Here is a 15,379-nt window from a genome sequence, read left to right as displayed (position 1 = left end):
TCGGCCGATTTTCACTTTTCAAAGCCGGAAATGACGGGTAAAACGCCTGTGCTCCACAACCAGCGACTAGGGAGGCTCGAATGATCAGTTTTGCAAATGTGCGCCTCCTTACCGTGATGCCATGGTAACCATCCGAGCATCCTAGCGGTTTTTCGCACACTTCCTGATTTTTCGATCCGTTGCGCGGCCATCGCGGCCTCGTTCTTCAATCTCCGGGCTCCCATATAGGCTGCAAATCAAGATGCAGCGGTCCGAGCCGGATGCAGACGTTCTGGAGCATTTCATGTTTGGCTGGTTCGAACAGCGGTTGAACCCTTTTCCGGGCGAGGAACCCGATGTTCCGCCTCGGGGTCTCTTTGCCTTCTGCTGGCACTACAGCAAGCCCGCAGCGCCCTGGCTTGCCATGATGAGCTTGCTCACCATGTCGATTGCCATCGGTGAGGTGTTTCTCTTTCAGTTCCTCGGCGAGATCGTCGACTGGCTGTCTCATGCCGATAAAGCGACGTTCCTGCAGACGCAGGGTTGGAAGCTCTTCTGGATGGGCGCAATGGTGCTTGTCGGCCTGCCGGTCGCCTCCATCCTCGATTCGCTGATCATGCATCAGGTGCTCTTGGGTAATTATCCCATGATCGCCCGCTGGCAGATGCACCGTTTCCTGCTGCGTCACAGCATGACCTTCTTCGCCAACGAGTTCGCCGGACGCGTTGCGACCAAGGTGATGCAGACATCGCTTGCCATTCGCGAGAGCGTGATGAAGGTGCTCGACGTCTTCGTCTACGTCGTCACCTATTTCATCTCGATGATCGTCATCGTCGCGGCTGCCGACTGGCGCCTGATGATCCCGATCCTGTTCTGGCTCGCGATCTATGTCAGCATCGTCAGCTACTTCATTCCGAGGTTGCGGAAGATCGCGGCGATGCAGGCGGATGCACGTTCGACCATGACCGGACGCGTCGTCGATAGCTATACCAACATCAGCACGGTTAAGCTCTTTTCCCATGCCGGCCGCGAAGAAGGCTATGCCAGGGAAGCGATGGACGAGTTCCTGCAGACGGTCCACGGGCAGATGCGCTACGTCAGCGTTTTCCAGGCGAGCGTCTACGTCAACAACTGCGTGGCGCTCTTCGTCATCGCCAGCCTGTCCATCTGGTTCTGGATGACGGGGTCGATTTCCATTGGTGCGATTGCGATCGCCGTCGGCCTCGCGATGCGTTTCAACGGCATGTCGCAATGGATCATGTGGGAAGTCTCGGCTTTGTTCGAGAATATCGGCACGGTCTATGACGGCATCGAGATGATGACCAAGAACCACGACATCGTCGATGCTGCCAATGCGCCGACCATGGCCACGAAGCATGGTGCGATCCGTTTCGATCACATCCGCTTCCACTACGGCAAGGCGAAGGGTGTCATCGAGGATCTGACGCTCGATATCCATGCGGGCGAAAAAGTCGGTCTCGTCGGACGTTCGGGCGCCGGCAAGACCACGCTGATGAACCTCTTGTTGCGCTTCTACGATCTGGAGGCCGGCCGCATCACCATCGATGGGCAGGATATCTCGAAGGTGACGCAGGAAAGCCTGCGGTCGCTGATCGGCGTCGTCACGCAGGATACCTCGTTGCTGCATCGCTCGATCCGCGACAACATCGCCTATGGCCGGCCAGACGCCACCGATGCCGAGGTGATCGAGGCGGCAAAGCGCGCCAATGCCTGGGAGTTCATCGAGGGGCTCTCGGACATGCAGGGCAGGGCCGGTCTCGACGCGCAGGTCGGCGAGCGCGGCGTCAAGCTTTCGGGCGGACAACGTCAGCGCATCGCGATCGCTCGCGTCTTCCTGAAGGACGCGCCGATCCTGGTGCTCGACGAGGCGACCTCGGCGCTTGATTCCGAAGTCGAAGCGGCGATCCAGGAGAACCTGTTCGCGCTGATGCAGGGCAAGACGGTCATCGCGATCGCCCACCGGCTTTCGACGCTGACCGAGATGGACCGGCTCGTCGTGCTCGACAAGGGGCGCATCATCGAGATGGGCTCGCATCATGATCTGGTCAGCAAGGGTGGCATCTACGCCGACCTCTGGAACCGCCAGTCCGGCGGCTTCCTCGCCGATCATGAAGAGGCGGAAGCGGCGGCGGAGTAGAGTACGATCGGAGACGGGGCCTTGTGAAAGGACAAGGCTCCGTTTCTACCTGTCTTCGCGGCCGTGCCAAATGCGAAGGATGTAGATCGTTTCGTCCGCGATTTCATAGCGCATTTCATAAGCGCCGATCAGGATGCGGCGGACGTCCCGCGGTTCGAATTCCTCGAGCTTTTCGCCGAGGCGGGGATGACGCAGAAGCTGAACGGGTGCTGCGACGATCGCCTGTACAGACTTGGCGGCTGCCTGCCGATTGGCTGGGGCCAGGAAGTCATAGAGCCGCTTCAGGTCTGAATGAGCCTTTTCCGTCCATTTGATCTGCATCAGATCATTCCGGCAAGTCAGAACGCTTGTTCAAGCCCTGGGCCCATTCCTCCACAGCACTGTGATCGACAACGGCGCCGCGATCGACGTCGTCGAGGGCTTCGACCGTAAGCCGATAGCGCTCTTCCTGCTGTTCGACCCATGCCGTCAGTGCCTGCTTCATCACCCAGCCGCGCGAGCGCTCAAGGCGGGCGGCAATTTCATCCACCTTTTCCGCGAGCGGCAGGGGCACATGGGCGGTCATCACCTTGGTGTCCATCAGGGACTCCTTTTATCAAGTCTAATCATACTGATTAACTTCGATCAGGTCGATATAGCGACACTTAACATGACGAAAATATAACCCGCCGTTCGCTTCCGTCTTGCTAGGCGCGGGCGGGCAATGAGCCTATATCGGCTTTATGCTCGTCAAATCCCTTTTCCGATTCTTCGAGACCTGGATCGATCCTTTCCAGCACCGTGAGAACCTTCAGCCGCCGAAATCGGCGAGCGGGTTCATCTGGTTCTATGTCGGGCAGGCGAAATGGGCCTTCGCGGCGATGCTGTTGCTTGGAGGGACGTCGGCGGCGATCGAGGCGACGCTCTTCTGGTTCGTCGGGCGCCTCGTCGATATTCTCGCGACCATCAAGCCCGCGGATGGCTGGAACGGGCTGATGGCGGCCCACGGCTTCGAGCTTTTCGGCATGCTCGGGCTGATCGGCCTCGTGCGCTTCGCCGTCGCCTTCCTCATCGCCCTGATCGACCAGCAGGTGATCACGCCAGGCTTCTACAATCTGGCGCGCTGGCAGGCCTATCTCTATGTCTCCCGGCAATCGCTGTCATTCTTCCAGAGCGATTTTTCCGGACGCATCGTCACCAAGGTCTGGTCGGCCGGACAGGCGGCGGGCGATCTCGTGACGTCGCTGATGGAGAGCGTGTGGTTCGTAGGGATCTACGCGGTTACGACGATTGCGCTGGTCGGACGGCTCGACTGGTCGCTGGCGGCTGTCGTGGTCTTCTGGCTGTGCGCCTTTTCGGTGTTGGCGCGCTACTTCGTGCCGCGCATCCGCTATCACTCGCGCGAGACGGCGGAAGCCGCCTCGATGATCAATGGCCGCATGGTGGACGCCTATGCGAACATTCAGACGCTGAAGCTTTTCTCGCGTGACGAGGAAAGCGACCGCTACATGCGGCAGGGCTTCGATTTCTTCCAGGAAACGGTGCTGAGCTTCACGCGCTTCATCACTGGCGTTCGCGCATCGATGGCGCTTCTTTCCGGCCTGATGATCGTGACCATGGCTGCCATCAGCGTGCATCTCTGGCTGAACGGGATTGTCAGTTCCGGCGCCGTGGCCTTCTCGCTGGCGCTGGTTTTGCGGCTGAATTTCCTGCTCGCGCGGCTGATGACGCAGTTCAACGGCATCATGCGCAATCTGGGAACGGTGCAGAACGCGGCCGAAATGATCTCGCAGCCGCTGTCGCTGGTCGATCGGCCCGGCGCTAAAGACCTGATCGTCAGGCAGCCCGGCATCCGCTTCGAGAATGTCTCCTTTCACTACGGAAAGGGGAGCGGCGTGATCGACCGGTTCTCGCTGACCATCAATCCGGGCGAAAAGGTCGGCATTGTCGGGCGTTCGGGGGCTGGCAAGTCGACGCTGGTCAGCCTTTTGCTTCGACTTTACGACGTCGAGGGCGGGCGCATCCTCGTCGATGGTCAGGACATCGCCGGGGTGCGTCAGGAATCCCTGCGGATGCAGATCGGTGTCGTCAGCCAGGATACGGCGCTGCTGCACCGCTCCGTTCGCGACAACATCCTTTTCGGCCGTCCCGATGCCGGTGAGGCACGACTTGTCGAAGCTGCCCGGCGGGCCGAGGCGCTCGATTTCATCCAGCGACTGCATGACCAGCAGGGGCGGACGGGTTTCGACGCGCATGTCGGTGAACGCGGCGTGAAACTATCGGGCGGTCAGCGCCAGCGGATTGCGATCGCGCGGGTCATGCTCAAGGATGCGCCGATCCTCGTTCTCGACGAGGCGACGTCGGCGCTGGATTCCGAAGTGGAAGAAGCGATCCAGTCCAATCTGTCCGGCATGATGGAGGGCAAGACGGTGCTTGCGATCGCACACCGGCTTTCGACCATCGCCGCGCTTGATCGCCTGATCGTCGTCGACAAGGGCAAGATCATCGAGGAGGGGACCCATGCGGAATTGATCGCAAGGGGCGGCCTCTATTCCGAGCTATGGGCGCGTCAGTCCGGCGGCTTCATCGCCGTCGACGCCGTGTGACGCCTATTTGGCGATCGTGAATTCCGTCATCAGCCCGTAGTGGTTCGATCCCATCGCATCGGGGATCTGCTTGACCGATTTCAACTGAAGTGGTGGCCTTGCAAAGACGTGGTCGATGCTGATGCCGTAGGCGCCCGCTTCAATCGGCCAGGTCGAAGGCTCCGGGAAGACGTGATTCAAACCCGCGCGTGCCAGGAATTTCTGCATATCCGGAGCGATGACCGACGCATTGAAATCCCCGGCCAGGATCGTCGGGCCCTTTATCCAGTAGAGGATGTAGTAGAGCACCGTGAGTTCGTATTCGTGGAATTCGTCGAAATAGGGTTTGCTGAGATGGGCGGAGGCGAAATTGATCGACTGCCCGTCAAAATCGATTATTGCCATAAAGAAGCGCTGCTGCCACAGGACGCTGAGGTTGCGGATCAGCTGCCGCTGAAACGGGCGCGTTGAAAGCAGCAGCGAATCGCAATCCTTCGTGACGGCTCCGCATCCGATGCGATAGGGATAGGCCTGCTCGAGACGAGCCATCTGCGACAGCAACGGCTGCGCTTCAAACACTTCCACAACGTCGGCCTTCGAGCCGATGATCAGGTCAGCGATGCGCTCGCCGTTGGCAAAATTGTCGTTGTCGATATTGAAGGAGAGCAGCCTGTAGGTCGGCGTTGCAGCCGCGGCAGGTGCTGTTGCCGAGTGTTCTTTCAACATGATCACGGAATGCACAAGCAGGGCGACTCCGACGATGCCGAGAACGACCGCATACCAATGCCGCTTGACGGCGAAGGCAAGAAGCGCGCCGACGATACACGCGATGCTGAAATGGGCCTGCAGGCTTTCGAAAAAGGCGAGCAGCCAGAGATCGCCTATAATGTAGCGGCCGGAGAGTACGACGAGTGCAAGGGTAAGGAGGACACATAGAACGCAGTAGATCGTGTCTCTCATGATGCCGTTCTAGACCTCGGTTGGAGAGTTGCGGTCAAGCGCGTAGCACAGCGCTCGTATTGTTGCAACGCAGCAAGAATTTCAGGGTTTATTTCGCTTTGCGGCGAGAATTCTTCTTGGGTGAATCATGCACCATTTCATGCGGTTAGGGCGACTTAACCGATGAAGCTGAAACTAAGCTGATCTGTGACGGCCCGATGGGAGGCTTTTCCCGCGACATTGTGCCCCCACTGCTTGCCAAGACTGGACATAGTTTGCGATCAAGCTTAGAACGCGGCGGGATACGGAGGAATCTATGGCGGAATTATGTCGTAACGATTCGCCGTTAGAGGGGGTGCTGCGGTCTTTTGAACCGCGGCCTTTGCGGAAGAGGATGGTCCAGCGTGAGCGAGCATATCACGAGCAGTGAAGCCGGAGGCGAGCCTACTCGCCGAGATTTCCTATATTTGGCTACTGGAATGGCAGGTGCTGTCGGCGCCGTGTCGGTTGCGTGGCCCTTTATCGATCAAATGCGGCCCGATGCATCGACGCTTGCTCTTGCCTCGATCGAAGTCGACATTTCGAGCCTCGAGCCGGGCATGTCGCTGACGGCAAAATGGCGCGGCAAGCCGATTTTCATCCGCAACCGCACGGACAAGGAAATCAACGACGCAAAGGATACGCCGATTTCGGACCTCAAGGATCCGATCGCGCGCAACGCCAACCTGCCGGCAGACGCGCAGGCGACGGATGTTGCGCGAACGGCAGGGCAGGGCAAGGAGAACTGGATCGTAATGATCGGTTCCTGCACGCATCTGGGATGCGTTCCGCTTGGAACCTCGGGAGAATATGGTGGGTGGTTCTGTCCCTGCCATGGTTCGGTCTATGACACCGCCGGTCGCATCCGCAAGGGTCCGGCGCCAATGAACCTCTTCATTCCGCAATATGCATTTACATCCGACAAAGTGATCAAGATCGGTTGAGGGGGATACTGAATCATGAGTGGTCATTCGTCCTACGAGCCGTCCACAGGGCTCGAAAAGTGGATTGACTCGCGGCTTCCGCTGCCGCGTATGGTCTACGACAGCTTTGTTGCCTATCCGGTTCCTCGCAACCTCAACTATGCCTATACGTTCGGCGCCATGCTGGCGGTCATGCTCGTGTTGCAGATCCTGACCGGCGTGGTTCTCGCCATGCACTACGCAGCCGACACGACCATAGCCTTCAATTCGGTTGAGCACATCATGCGCGACGTCAATCACGGTTGGCTGCTGCGCTATATGCACGCCAACGGTGCGTCGTTCTTCTTCGTTGCGGTCTATCTGCATATTGCACGCGGCCTTTACTACGGCTCGTACAAGGCGCCGCGCGAAATCCTCTGGATCCTCGGCGTGATCATTTACCTGCTGATGATGGCCGCCGGCTTCATGGGCTACGTGCTTCCCTGGGGGCAGATGTCCTTCTGGGGCGCGACCGTCATCACCGGCTTCTTCTCCGCCTTCCCGCTGGTCGGCGAGTGGGTGCAGCAATTCCTGCTTGGCGGCTTCGCCGTCGATCAGCCGACGCTCAACCGCTTCTTCTCGCTGCACTACCTGCTGCCCTTCATGATCGCCGGCGTCGTCGTCCTGCATATCTGGGCGCTGCATGTGACGGGCCAGACCAACCCGACCGGCGTCGAGATCAAGTCTAAGACCGATACGGTTCGCTTCACGCCCTATGCAACGATGAAGGATGCGCTTGGCGTTTCCATCTTCCTGCTGGTCTACGCCTACTTCGTCTTCTACCTGCCGAACTATCTCGGCCATGCCGACAACTACATCCCGGCAGACCCGTTGAAGACGCCGGCGCATATCGTTCCGGAATGGTACTTCCTGCCGTTCTACGCGATGCTGCGTTCGATCACCTTCTCCATCGGACCGATCGACTCGAAGCTCGCCGGCGTTCTGACCATGTTCGGCGCCATTGCGGTCCTGTTCTTCGTGCCCTGGCTCGATACCTCGAAGGTTCGCTCTGCCGTCTATCGTCCCTGGTACAAGCTGTTCTTCTGGCTCTTCGTCGCCAATTCCATCCTTCTCGGCTGGCTTGGCTCGCAGCCGGCTGAAGGCCTCTACGTGACGATCTCGCAGTTTTCGACGCTTTACTACTACGTCTTCTTCCTCGTCATCATGCCGGTTCTCGGCCTTGTCGAGACACCGAGGCGCATTCCGAACTCGATTACGGAAGCGGTCCTCGAAAAGCAGAACGGCAAGGCTGCCGTTCCGGTCCAGGCTTGAGTGACGGGAGAGGGAAGAGAACAATGAAGAAGCTCGTTGCAAGCCTTCTGGCGGTCGCAATCGTGGGTGGCTTGGCCACCGCTGCGGCCGTCGCTCAGGATGCCAAGCCCAAGCCGGCCGAAGCCGCGCTGCCGACCTATCCGATCAAGGAGCCCCGGGAGCAGCATTGGACCTTTTCCGGTCCCTTCGGCTACTACGACAAGGCTCAGCTCCAGCGCGGGCTGAAGGTCTACACGGAAGTCTGTTCCGCCTGCCACTCGATGAACCTGGTCCCGTTCCGCACGCTCGCCGATCTCGGCTACAACGATGCGCAGATCAAGACCTTCGCGGCGAACTACCAGACGCAGGATGGGCCGAACCCGCAGGGCGAAATGTTCATGCGGAAGTCGCTTCCGTCGGACCATTTCCCGGCGCCTTTCGCCAATGCCGAGGCAGCCGCTGCCTCGAATAACGGCGCCGTGCCGCCGGATATGTCGCTACTCGCCAAGGCGCGCGAAGTGGAGCGCGGCTTTCCGCGTTTCGTCTTCGACATCTTCACGCAGTATCAGGAAAGCGGCCCGGACTATATTTACTCGCTGCTGACCGGCTACGAAGACGCACCGGCCGGTTTCCAAGTGCCGCCGAACGCGCATTACAATCCTTACTTCCACGCTGCCGCGGTCTTCGCCATGCCGAAGCCGCTGTCGGACGGTCAGGTGACCTATGACGATGGTTCGCCGCAGACGGTCGATCAATATGCCAAGGACGTGGCGTCCTTCCTGATGTGGGCATCCGAACCGCATCTTGAGGAGCGCAAGCATACCGGCTTCATGGTCATGGTGTTCCTGCTGATCTTCACAGTTCTGATCTATCTCACCAAGCGGTCGATCTACGCCAACAAGGAACACTAAGTATCCTTCTGTGCTCCATGCAAAAGGCGACCCGGGTGGTCGCCTTTTTTATTGGTAACGGAGGCGGGCAATTGATAGTGTGCGCCGTCAATCATGCCCCTCGACTATACGGAATTTCCATGGACACCATTGCCTCCGAGCTTGCCGCTAGCATCCGTTCCATCCCGGATTACCCCAAGCCCGGCATTATCTTTCGCGACATCACCACGCTGCTCGGCAATCCGCGCGCTTTTCGCCGCGCCGTCGACGAGCTGGTGCAGACCTATGCGGGCACGAAGATCGACAAGGTCGCCGGCATGGAGGCGAGAGGCTTCATTCTGGGCGGCGCCGTTGCGCACCAGCTTTCCGCGGGCTTCGTGCCGATCCGCAAGAAGGGCAAGCTGCCGCACGAGACCGTGCGCATCGCCTACAGCCTGGAATATGGCGTTGATGAAATGGAGATGCACCGCGATGCCGTCGCGCCCGGCGAGAAGGTGATCCTCGTCGACGATCTTATCGCAACGGGCGGCACGGCCGTCGGAGCGACGCAGTTGCTGCGCCAGATGGGCGCCGAAGTGGTTGCCGCCTGCTTCGTCATCGACCTGCCCGATCTCGGCGGCCGGACCAAGCTCGAAGCCTTGGATGTTCCGGTGCACACGCTGGTGGAATTCTCCGGTCACTGAGCCGGCAGACCGGCGTGTCGGCCGGCCACTGTCCGCAAGATCGCTGCAGTAACCTCACTCGAATTCGAGGACGCTGCTCTCGAAGCGCAGGACGGCAATGCCGTCCTGATTGACGCCTTCGCAACGGATCGTGTTCATCAGCCAGCCCGGCCGTGAGGCCATGGGCCGGCTCTCCAGCAAGGTCACGAAGAAGGTCACCGTGTCGCCGGCAAAGACCGGGCGCAGCCATTGCAGCTTCTTGAAGCCTGCGGATGGACCAAGCTTCGGTGGTTGAAGACCATCGCGCTCTAGCTGTGCCGCCTCCCTCGACCAGTGGTCCATGAAGGCGCGCATCCATTGCGCGCAGGTGTGCCAGCCGGATGCGCAGAGGCCGCCGAACAATGTGTGGCGCGCCGCTTCCGGATCCACGTGGAAGGGCTGCGGGTCGAAGCGCTTGGCGTAGCGAATGATTTCTTCCGTCGTGAAAACATGGCTGCCAAGCTCGATCTTTCGATCGATCGGATGGTGCTCCTGCAATCTCATGCTGCAGCCTCCGAGCGCATGCGGATCATGACGGAATTCTCGGCGCGTACGACCAGTTCGCCACCCTGGTTCCTGATCTCATGGCGAAACTTGGTGATGCCGATGCCGGGTCTGGAGCGCATCGGACGCGCATCGAGCACGACAGACTCGCCCGACAGCGTATCGCCGGCAAGCACCGGCTTCTTCCAATCCATGAAATCGATGCCGGGGGCGCCTTCCGAGCGGGATTGCAGGATGTAGCTGTCGATCATCATCCGCATGAAGATCGACGATGTATGCCAGCCGGAGGCGGCGAGCCCGCCCAGAATACTGGCGCGACCGGCGGCTTCGTCGAGATGCATGGGTTGCGGATCGAATTCTGTGGCGAATTCAATGATCTCCTCCGCCGTGACAGTCACGGGGCCAAGCGGAAAGCTCCGGCCGACGGGAAAATCCTCATAGCTCAGTTTCTGATTGTTCATTGCAGGCCTCGTCACTCCCTGACCGGGCAGATGGCATGCGACGCGGGGGGAGGCAAGTGTTTTTAGACAGGAAGGTGGAAAGGTCGCATTGAGAGGAGAGCCGATTTTCGCCTATTGATTGAAAAGCGGTCCTGTGATCTTCATTCGGCTGTGTATGACCATGCGGAAAAGATATGAGCAATCTAGAGACCGCGCTTAGTGGCGCAGCCGAGGCCGGCATCATCACAAGAAACCAGGCCGACACGCTTTTCTCCTACCTTAGGGAAAGGAACGTCCCGCTCGATCCCGCCGAAGGAATGGCAGCATCTTCCGGCACTCGCGAGGATGACGTAAATCCCCTGGAGGATACTGAGGCGCCGAGATTTGTCCGTGGCTTTCACGATATCCTGATTACGATCGGCATCATCGTATTGCTGGTCGGGCTGCGTGGCCTTTTCTCCATCTATGTGCAGTTGCCGGTGATAATCGTGCTTGCCGAAATTCTCGTGCGGCGGCAGCGACTGGCGCTTCCCGCTGTCGTGCTCACGCTTTGGCTCGTTTACTGGATCGGGACGGTCGTGGTTGCGCGCCATGCCCTTGGCGATTTTGACGGTCTGAGTGCCCTGGCGGCCGGTATGCTGATGCTGCTACCGTTCCCCCCATTGCTCGGCCTGTTCTATTGGCGGTACCGAGTGCCCCTGTCGCTTGCCGCGGTGCTGCTGTCTTTGTTCGCGCTGGCGGTCACGGGGATTTTCTATCTGATCGGAGTGCCTTTCCTGATCGGCGGCGTCAGCGATCCGGCGCATCCACAGGGTGCGAGCCCATTCTTGACACTCTGCATCCTGTTCGGCGCCGCGCTCGCAATGTTCGCGGTCGCCATGTTTTTCGACCTGAAGGATCCGCGTCGCGTCACGCGGAATTCCGATGTAGCGTTCTGGATGCATCTCGCGACGGCGCCCGCGCTTCTCTACACCACGATCATGCTGGTGTTCTGGCTTCAGATCGACAAGGCCGGAGCCGATCCCGGGCTGCTGTTTCCGAGCCTCGACAACTATTCGCGAGCGCCGGTCATTGTCGCGATCGTTCTGATCCTGATGTTCGTGGGGGTAATCATCGACCGTCGCGCCTTCGTCACCTCGGGGCTCGTATCGCTTGGCGTCGCGATCGTGAGCATTCTTCGCCAGAGCCAGGCGCAGGTTGATACGGCGGGCTTTGCCGCGCTTCTGCTCGTGGGGCTCTTTGTGCTTATGATCGGTGTCGGCTGGCCGCATCTTCGCCGCGCCATCGTCGGACGGTTGCCGCTTGGCATACAGACGAAATTGCCGGCGTTGAGATAACGCCGGCAAGAGATGTTGTCGGGTCCGGGATGCCTGTTGATCAGGTATTGAAGCGGAAATGGATGACGTCGCCGTCCTGGACGACGTATTCCTTGCCTTCGTCGCGGCCTTTGCCGGCTTCCTTGGCGCCGACTTCACCCTTGAAATTGATGTAGTCGTCGTAGCCGATGGTGAAGGCGCGGATGAAGCCGCGTTCGAAATCGGTATGGATGACGCCGGCGGCTTGCGGGGCCTTGGTGCCGCGCACGATCGTCCAGGCGCGGGTTTCCTTCGGGCCGACCGTGAAATAGGTGATGAGGTCGAGCAGGTGATAGCCGGCGCGGATCAGGCGGTCGAGACCGGCTTCCTCAAGGCCGAGGGCCGAGAGGAATTCACGGGATTCTTCTTCCGGCAGCTGCGCCACTTCCGCTTCGATCGCGGCCGAGATGATGACGCATTCGGCGCCCTGTTCCTTCGCCATGGCGGCGACGGCTGCGGTGTGTTCGTTGCCGGTGCCTGCATCGCCTTCCGCGACGTTGCAGACGTAGAGAACCGGATGCGAGGTCAGAAGATTCAGACCCTTGAGGATCTCGATTTCCTCGGGCGACAGCGTCTTCAGGAGCAGGCGGGCCGGCTTGCCTTCGTTGAGCAGCCTGACCACAGCTTCCATGATCGGCAGCTGCGCCATGGAATCCTTGTCCTTGCCGGTCGCACGCTTGCGGGTCTGCTCGACGCGGCGTTCCAGGCTTTCGAGGTCAGCGAGCATCAGCTCGGTCTCGATCGTGTCGGCATCGCCGACCGGATTGATGCGGCCTTCGACATGGGTGATGTCGTCATCCTCGAAGCAGCGCAGCACGTGCACGACGGCATCGACTTCGCGGATGTTGGCGAGAAACTTGTTGCCGAGGCCTTCGCCCTTCGATGCGCCGCGCACAAGGCCGGCAATGTCGACGAAGGAGATACGGGTCGGGATGATTTCCTTGGAGCCGGCAATCGCCGCCAACTTCTGCATGCGCGGATCGGGAACGGCGACTTCGCCGGTGTTCGGCTCGATCGTGCAGAAGGGATAGTTTGCCGCCTGCGCCGCCGCCGTCTTGGTCAGCGCGTTGAAGAGAGTGGACTTGCCGACATTGGGCAGTCCGACGATACCGCATTTGAAGCCCATGGCTCTTGAACCTGCTCTGCTTGAATTGTTTGGCTGTGCGTATGGGGGAACGGCGCTTTCGGGTCAAGACTTTCCCCGCCAAACATCGGGTTTACTTGCCGGTAAGGCATATTTGCCTTACTTTATCGGCCGAAGGAGATGCGAATGGTTCGGCTGAAAGTCACAGCGAAAGGGCAGGTCACCTTGCGGCGGGAGGTGCTCGATCATCTCGGAGTGCGCCCCGGAGACGAGATCGAAATCGACCTGCTGGCGAAGGGGAATGGCAACATTCACGCGGTCAAACCCAGACAGCCGATCAAGAAGCTCTTCGGCATGTTCGCGCACAAGGCGGTGCGAGCCTACTCCATCGAGGAAATCAACGAGGCCATTGAGGCCGGCTACGCCCGTGAGGCCGATCATTGAGTGTCGTCGTCGATACGAATGTTCTTGTACGCATGTTCACCGGTGACGATCCCCGTCAAAGCGAGATTGCGGAGCGCTTTCTTTTATCGAACGAGATCGTTATTCCAAACCAGACGTTATGCGAATTGATATGGGTTCTCCGTCGTCTGTACAAATTCACCGCTGCCGAGTTGCGCTTGGCTATAGAGGAGTTGCTGCAGACCGAGCGCATCATACTGGACCGTGCAGCCGTCGCGAATGGTATCGATTTCATGGATGCCGGCGGTGATTTTGCAGATGGCATCATCGCCGCTGAAGGTCTGAGGTTGGGCGGCGAATTCTTTGCGACCTTTGATCGAAAGGCTGCCGCTGTCTTCGATCAGACCGGCCGCAAATGTTATTTGTTAGGTGAAGATTGATCGCGTAGGCATTGATCGATGACCGCAAATGGCAATATAGGTTTGCAAACGATTTCCCTATGTCATCGACGGTGGAATTCCGATGAGTGACAACGACATTGCCCTTAAACCGAAAACCAAAGTTACGCCGAAGCTGGATAAGCCGAAGCTTTACAAGGTTATTCTCTTCAATGATGATTACACACCGCGTGAGTTCGTCATCATGGTGCTGAAAGCCGTTTTCCGTATGAGCGAGGAAGCGGGCTACAAGGTGATGATGACCGCCCACAAGCTCGGTTCGTGCGTGGTGGTCGTCTGCGCCAAGGATATCGCCGAAACGAAGGCTACCGAGGCAATCGACCTTGCCAAGGGCATGGGTTTCCCGCTCATGTTCACGACGGAACCTGAAGAGTAGTCTTCAATGCTTGTTCAGATTGCTGTGGGCCGGCGCATCTGGTAGCCGGTCTTGTTTTGTGCGAGGCCGCATCCTTCGTAGAAGCGATGCGTCGCTGGATTCTGGGAGCCCGTCAGTAGCATCACCTTGTAGCAGCCGGCGTCCCAAGCCGCAGTGACGGCCGTGTCGATCAGGGATCGCGCGTGCCCCTGTTTGCGATAATCGGCGTGCGTCACGACATTCTCGATCAATGCATAGGATGCGCCGCCGCGGGTAAGGTTCGGTATGACGATCAGCGTGACCGATGAGATCGCCATCGCGCTGTCGAAGGCTGCAAACAGTGTAATGCCGGGGTGGGCGGCTATCTGGCGGAAGCGGCTTTCGGCGTCACCGCTTTCCATGTGCGGATCGTCGGGATTGAGATGCCGGTAGAGAGCAAGCAGTGTCGACAGATCACCTGACGCTACCGGCCGGATAATGATCCTGGGGAGGGGCGCCATCTCAATCGTCCTTCTTGCCGAACATCTTCTTCAGCATGTCGGCCATGGGGCCTGATGTCGGCATTTTCGGCTGGTTGTGATTGCGGGCCTGGTGGATGTGGGATTTTGCCGCCGGCTTCTTTTCCGGCTTCTTCTCCGATTTGGGTGGCGTCTCCTCCTCGGCCTTGCCGCCGAGAGCCAGGGCGATCTTGTTCATCAACTGCGAGTCCTCGCCGCGCACCAGCATGTCGGCGTGATCGGCCAGCGTATCGAGCAAAGGCTCCAGCCAGGCCTGATCCGCCTTGGAGAAGTCGCCGAGGACATGATTGTGCACCAGCTCCTTTGCTCCGGGATGGCCGATGCCGAGGCGTAAGCGACGGTATTCCTTGCCGCAATGGGCGTCGATGGACTTGATGCCGTTATGGCCGCCATGCCCCCCGCCGATCTTCAGTCGGGCCTTGCCCGCGACAAGATCGAGTTCGTCGTAGATGACGGCCAGATCGGAGGCCTCCAGCTTGTAGAAGCGCATGGCCTCGCCCACGGCTTCGCCCGACAGGTTCATGAAGGTTTGCGGCTTCATCAGGAGCACCTTCTGGCCGCCAAGCTCGCCATCTGCGATCTCCGCCTTGAACTTCTTGCTCCAGGGCGAAAAGCTGTGACGGCGATAGATCGCGTCGACGGCCATGAAGCCGATATTGTGACGGTTGGCTTGGTATTTGCCACCGGGATTGCCGAGGCCTGCGATCAGAAACATGCGTTTCGCCCTTGCTGACGTGACGATGCCGTTCACGACAGCGAAACGGCGGCAATGTCAAGGTC

General features: G+C 59.3%; 18 protein-coding genes. 10 read left to right on the top strand and 8 right to left on the bottom strand.

Going from position 1 to position 15,379, the window contains the following annotated elements; translation table 11 throughout:
• Positions 1 to 283: 283 nt before the first annotated feature.
• Complete coding sequence (locus tag DTW90_RS02150; protein WP_132519924.1) at positions 284 to 2,137, top strand: ABC transporter ATP-binding protein; 1,854 nt, start codon at positions 284 to 286, stop codon at positions 2,135 to 2,137.
• Positions 2,138 to 2,182: 45 nt separating this feature from the next.
• On the opposite strand, the gene DTW90_RS02145 is transcribed toward DTW90_RS02150, so the two are convergent.
• Together DTW90_RS02145 and DTW90_RS02140 are read right to left on the bottom strand one after the other, a co-directional pair.
• Positions 2,183 to 2,458 carry a type II toxin-antitoxin system RelE/ParE family toxin gene (locus DTW90_RS02145; RefSeq protein ID WP_149336201.1) on the bottom strand — a complete coding sequence of 92 codons (276 nt, stop codon included), beginning with the start codon at positions 2,456 to 2,458 and terminating at the stop codon, positions 2,183 to 2,185.
• A 4-nt stretch (positions 2,459 to 2,462) separates the two neighbouring features.
• The gene (locus DTW90_RS02140) at positions 2,463 to 2,717 is read right to left on the bottom strand and encodes a ribbon-helix-helix domain-containing protein (RefSeq protein ID WP_149336200.1); all 255 of its coding nucleotides are present in this window, start codon (positions 2,715 to 2,717) and stop codon (positions 2,463 to 2,465) included.
• A 142-nt stretch (positions 2,718 to 2,859) separates the two neighbouring features.
• Between DTW90_RS02140 and DTW90_RS02135 the strand changes: the two genes are divergently transcribed.
• Positions 2,860 to 4,722 carry an ABC transporter ATP-binding protein gene (locus DTW90_RS02135; protein ID WP_149336199.1) on the top strand — a complete coding sequence of 621 codons (1,863 nt, stop codon included), beginning with the start codon at positions 2,860 to 2,862 and terminating at the stop codon, positions 4,720 to 4,722.
• A gap of 3 nt (positions 4,723 to 4,725) precedes the next feature.
• Here the strand turns inward: DTW90_RS02135 and DTW90_RS02130 are convergent, their stop codons facing one another.
• Positions 4,726 to 5,661 carry an endonuclease/exonuclease/phosphatase family protein gene (locus DTW90_RS02130; protein WP_149336198.1) on the bottom strand — a complete coding sequence of 312 codons (936 nt, stop codon included), beginning with the start codon at positions 5,659 to 5,661 and terminating at the stop codon, positions 4,726 to 4,728.
• A 383-nt stretch (positions 5,662 to 6,044) separates the two neighbouring features.
• Here DTW90_RS02130 and petA point away from each other — a divergent pair, with 383 nt between their 5' ends.
• The 4 genes from petA (at position 6,045) to DTW90_RS02110 (ending at position 9,465) form a co-directional block, all read left to right on the top strand.
• On the top strand, positions 6,045 to 6,623 hold the full coding sequence (petA, locus tag DTW90_RS02125; RefSeq protein WP_149336197.1) for a ubiquinol-cytochrome c reductase iron-sulfur subunit: 579 nt from the start codon (positions 6,045 to 6,047) through the stop codon (positions 6,621 to 6,623).
• A gap of 15 nt (positions 6,624 to 6,638) precedes the next feature.
• On the top strand, positions 6,639 to 7,913 hold the full coding sequence (locus DTW90_RS02120; protein WP_132519374.1) for a cytochrome b N-terminal domain-containing protein: 1,275 nt from the start codon (positions 6,639 to 6,641) through the stop codon (positions 7,911 to 7,913).
• Between the two features lie 23 nt (positions 7,914 to 7,936).
• Positions 7,937 to 8,803: a cytochrome c1 gene (locus DTW90_RS02115; RefSeq protein ID WP_132519377.1), complete on the top strand. Its 867-nt coding sequence runs from the start codon at positions 7,937 to 7,939 to the stop codon at positions 8,801 to 8,803.
• Between the two features lie 119 nt (positions 8,804 to 8,922).
• Positions 8,923 to 9,465, top strand: coding sequence for an adenine phosphoribosyltransferase (locus tag DTW90_RS02110; RefSeq protein ID WP_149336196.1), 543 nt, complete (start codon positions 8,923 to 8,925; stop codon positions 9,463 to 9,465).
• 54 nt (positions 9,466 to 9,519) lie between these two features.
• Here DTW90_RS02110 and DTW90_RS02105 read toward each other — a convergent pair whose 3' ends face one another.
• A complete protein-coding gene (locus DTW90_RS02105) occupies positions 9,520 to 9,987 on the bottom strand; it encodes a MaoC family dehydratase (RefSeq protein ID WP_132519383.1) in 468 nt (155 codons plus the stop codon).
• Positions 9,984 to 10,448, bottom strand: a complete 465-nt coding sequence (locus DTW90_RS02100) for a MaoC family dehydratase (protein WP_149336195.1) — start codon at positions 10,446 to 10,448, stop codon at positions 9,984 to 9,986. Before DTW90_RS02100 ends, DTW90_RS02105 begins: the two co-directional genes overlap by 4 nt.
• 173 nt (positions 10,449 to 10,621) lie before the next feature.
• Here DTW90_RS02100 and DTW90_RS02095 point away from each other — a divergent pair, with 173 nt between their 5' ends.
• Positions 10,622 to 11,764 carry a hypothetical protein gene (locus DTW90_RS02095; protein ID WP_149336194.1) on the top strand — a complete coding sequence of 381 codons (1,143 nt, stop codon included), beginning with the start codon at positions 10,622 to 10,624 and terminating at the stop codon, positions 11,762 to 11,764.
• A gap of 40 nt (positions 11,765 to 11,804) precedes the next feature.
• On the opposite strand, the gene ychF is transcribed toward DTW90_RS02095, so the two are convergent.
• Positions 11,805 to 12,908 carry a redox-regulated ATPase YchF gene (ychF, locus tag DTW90_RS02090; protein ID WP_149336193.1) on the bottom strand — a complete coding sequence of 368 codons (1,104 nt, stop codon included), beginning with the start codon at positions 12,906 to 12,908 and terminating at the stop codon, positions 11,805 to 11,807.
• Between the two features lie 144 nt (positions 12,909 to 13,052).
• Between ychF and DTW90_RS02085 the strand changes: the two genes are divergently transcribed.
• The 3 genes from DTW90_RS02085 to clpS all read left to right on the top strand — a co-directional run bounded on the left by DTW90_RS02085 (position 13,053) and on the right by clpS (position 14,102).
• Positions 13,053 to 13,310, top strand: a complete 258-nt coding sequence (locus tag DTW90_RS02085; RefSeq protein ID WP_149336192.1) for an AbrB/MazE/SpoVT family DNA-binding domain-containing protein — start codon at positions 13,053 to 13,055, stop codon at positions 13,308 to 13,310.
• Positions 13,307 to 13,708, top strand: a complete 402-nt coding sequence (locus DTW90_RS02080) for a type II toxin-antitoxin system VapC family toxin (RefSeq protein WP_149336191.1) — start codon at positions 13,307 to 13,309, stop codon at positions 13,706 to 13,708. The genes DTW90_RS02085 and DTW90_RS02080 overlap by 4 nt, the downstream gene beginning before the upstream one ends.
• Before the next feature lie 82 nt (positions 13,709 to 13,790).
• Entirely contained in the window at positions 13,791 to 14,102 is a 312-nt protein-coding gene (gene clpS, locus DTW90_RS02075) for an ATP-dependent Clp protease adapter ClpS (RefSeq protein ID WP_149336190.1), read from the top strand.
• A 14-nt stretch (positions 14,103 to 14,116) separates the two neighbouring features.
• On the opposite strand, the gene DTW90_RS02070 is transcribed toward clpS, so the two are convergent.
• Together DTW90_RS02070 and pth are read right to left on the bottom strand one after the other, a co-directional pair.
• Positions 14,117 to 14,581 (bottom strand): GNAT family N-acetyltransferase, encoded by a 465-nt coding sequence (locus DTW90_RS02070; protein WP_149336189.1) that lies wholly within the window; start codon positions 14,579 to 14,581, stop codon positions 14,117 to 14,119.
• Between the two features lies 1 nt (position 14,582).
• Positions 14,583 to 15,314, bottom strand: a complete 732-nt coding sequence (gene pth / locus DTW90_RS02065) for an aminoacyl-tRNA hydrolase (protein WP_149336188.1) — start codon at positions 15,312 to 15,314, stop codon at positions 14,583 to 14,585.
• Positions 15,315 to 15,379 lie beyond the last annotated feature (65 nt).

Source organism: Neorhizobium sp. P12A (assembly GCF_008365395.1).
Classification (GTDB): Bacteria; Pseudomonadota; Alphaproteobacteria; order Rhizobiales; family Rhizobiaceae; genus Rhizobium.
This window is presented reverse-complemented; position numbering and strand designations above follow the sequence as displayed.